This window comes from Mesorhizobium sp. M7A.F.Ca.CA.004.06.1.1 (assembly GCF_003999135.1).
GTDB lineage: Bacteria > Pseudomonadota > Alphaproteobacteria > Rhizobiales > Rhizobiaceae > Mesorhizobium.
The window spans coordinates 1-2,744 of the sequence record NZ_RZPQ01000771.1; the positions used below are offsets into that span (position 1 = coordinate 1).

3 protein-coding genes are annotated in these 2,744 nt (G+C 62.7%); all 3 read right to left on the reverse strand.

All coding sequences use genetic code 11. The annotated features are described in order from the left end of the window. On the reverse strand, window positions 1-591 hold a 591-nt coding region (locus EN906_RS29900; protein ID WP_164777465.1), incomplete at its 3' end, for a sugar ABC transporter permease. 123 nt (window positions 592-714) lie between these two features. Then, the gene (locus tag EN906_RS29905; RefSeq protein ID WP_127268865.1) at window positions 715-2,025 is read right to left on the reverse strand and encodes a sugar ABC transporter substrate-binding protein; all 1,311 of its coding nucleotides are present in this window, start codon (window positions 2,023-2,025) and stop codon (window positions 715-717) included. 225 nt (window positions 2,026-2,250) lie between these two features. Then, window positions 2,251-2,744: LysR substrate-binding domain-containing protein (locus EN906_RS29910; RefSeq protein ID WP_245484357.1), on the reverse strand; the 494-nt coding region annotated here is incomplete at its 5' end.

Below are 2,744 nucleotides of genomic sequence, written 5' to 3' on the forward strand. Positions count from 1 at the left end.
GATGAAGCCGGCGCCGTCCATCTCGGCGGCTTCCTTCTGCTCGCCGTCGAGCGACTGCAGCGCGGTCAAGAGAATGAGCGTGGCGAAAGGCAGCCATTGCCAGGCGACGATGATGATGATCGCCAGCATCGGATGCTGCCCGAACCAGTCGATCGGCTGGGCCCCGAAGAAGCGCGCTATGTCGGCGAACACCCCATATTGCGGGTGCATGATCATGTTCTTCCACACCAATGCGGCCACCGGCGGCATGACGAAGAACGGCGAAATGACCAGGATGCGCACGATGCCCTGGCCCCACATCGGCTGATCGATCAGCAGCGCCAGAAGGATACCGCCGATCACCGTGATCAGGAGCACGCTGACCACCAATGTGAGCGTGTTGAGGATCGACTGCAGGAAGGCCGGGTTGGAATAGAACAACGCGTAATTCGAGAAGCCGACAAAGCCGTCGCGGATCGGATTGAGCGGATTGTATTGCTGGAAAGAGAACCAGATGGTGATGACCAGCGGCACAATCATCCAGACGAACAGCAGCACCACGGATGGCGCCATCATGAAACGGGCAAGCGAACGGGTCTGCTGAGTAGCCATGACGTCACCCTTCACTGGTCAGACTGAATTTTCAAAAGGCGTTAAAGGCGGCCGCCCGAACTGGGAATTCGGGCGGCCGTTGCCGGTCAAGGAGGCGACCGGCAGTCGGCACCGGGAGGAGCCTTACTTGATGTATCCGCCTTCGGTCATTGCCGCGGTGGCAGCGTCCTGGGCCTGCTTCAGCGCATCGTCGACACTCGACTGGCCGGCAAGAGCCGCCGAGAAGAGCTGGCCGACCGTGGTGCCAAGTCCCTGGAACTCGGGGATGGCGACGAACTGGACGCCGACATAGGGCACCGGCTTGACGGTCGGATGCGTCGGGTCGGCGGCGTTGATGGAGTCCAGCGTCATCTTGGCGAACGGAGCCGCCTTCTGGTACTCGGCATTGGCATAGAGTGAGGAGCGCGTGCCCGGAGGAACGTTGGCCCAGCCTTCCTTCGAAGCGACCAGTTCGGCATAGTGCTTGCTGGTCGCCCAGGAGACGAACTTCTGGGCGGCATCGGCTTTCTGCGTCCCGGCGGGGATCGCCAGCGACCATGCCCACAGCCAATTGCCGCGCTTGCCCAGGCCATTGTCGGGTGCCAGCGCATATCCAACCTTGTCTGCGACCTGCGATGCCTTGGGATCGGAGACGAAGGACGCAGCGACGGTGGCGTCGATCCACATGCCGCATTTGCCCTGCTGGAACAGCGCCAGGTTTTCGTTGAAGCCGTTGGAGGACGCACCCTCGGGGCCGTCGGCCTTCATCAGGTCGACATAGAACTGCAGCGTGTTCTTCCATTCCGGCTGATCGAACTGTGGCTTCCAGTTCTCGTCGAACCAGCGCGCGCCGAAGGAGTTCGACATGGCGGTCAGGAAGGCCATGTTCTCGCCCCAGCCGGCCTTGCCGCGCAGGCAGACACCGTTCACGCCATTGGCGCGGTCGGTCATCTTGTCGGCGGCCTGCCTGATGAAGTCCCAGGTCGGCGCGTCGGGCATCTTCAGCCCGGCCTTCTCCATCAGGTCCTTGCGGTACATGACGAAGGAGCTTTCGCCGTAGAAGGGCGCGGCATAGAGCTTGCCGTCGACCGAAAGGCCGCCTGCGATGGCGGGGATGATGTCCTTGGCATCGTAGTCGTCGCCGAGCTTGTCGAGCGGCAGCAGCCAGCTCTGCTTGGCCCAGATCGGAACCTCGTAGGTACCGATGGTCATCACGTCGTACTGGCCGCCCTTGGTGGCGATGTCGGTGGTGACGCGCTCGCGCAGCACGTTTTCTTCGAGCGTGACCCAGTTGAGCTGGATGTCGGGGTTCGCCTTGGTGAAGTCCTCGGTCAGCTTTTGCATGCGGACCATATCGCCATTGTTGACGGTGGCGATGGTGATGGATTCGGCATGTGCGGCGAACGCAAGCGTGCTGGCCGACAACAAGCCCAGGGTGAGCGTGCGAAGTTTCATCAAATTCCTCCCTTGAACCAAGATGAGCATTTGCCTTGGCTTTGGGCAATTACTCACTTGGCGTGAATTATGTCAAGTCGGATTCGATGCTGCAGCGCAGCACCCGGGCGACACCGCAGGCCGGGACGAGCGGAAATTGCCAGGGCGAGAATCATCCCGGCCGGATACAGTGAGGCAGCAGCGGATAGATCTGCGAGAACCAGGCGCAGCCCGAAAGCTTGCCGGTCAGCCGGCGATCTCGGCCAGCAGCCAGTCGCGGAAGGCACGGATCTTCGGCACGTTGCGGCGCGCTTCGGGGTAGACCAGCCAATAGGCATGGCCGTCGTCGCCAACCAGATCGAAAGGCTGGATCAGGCGCCCGTCGGCAAGTTCCGCCTTGAACAGCGCCCTGGTCAGGACCGCGACGCCATGACCGGCGATCGCCGCATTGGCCTCATAGGCCTGCGCGCCCATGCTGCTGCCGGGCCGCTTGGCAAGATCGTGCGAATGCACGCCGGCAGCCTCGAACCATTGCGTCCACCAGATGTCGCCGGGATCGAGGATCGGCAGCCGCAACAGGTCCGCCGGTTCCCTGACGCCGCCGATGGTCGCCGCGAGTTTCGGGCTCAGCATCGGCGTGAAGTCGGCATCGAGCAGCTTGTGCGCCTCCAGGCCCGGCCATTTGCCGCCGCCCGAGCGGATGGCGATATCGGTATCCTCGCGGTCAAAGTCGGTCCGGC

Excerpts from the sequence above, each read along its gene's own strand:
- EN906_RS29905 (WP_127268865.1), bottom strand. The coding sequence starts at position 2,025 with ATGAAACTTCGCACGCTCACCCTGGGCTTGTTGTCGGCCAGCACGCTT.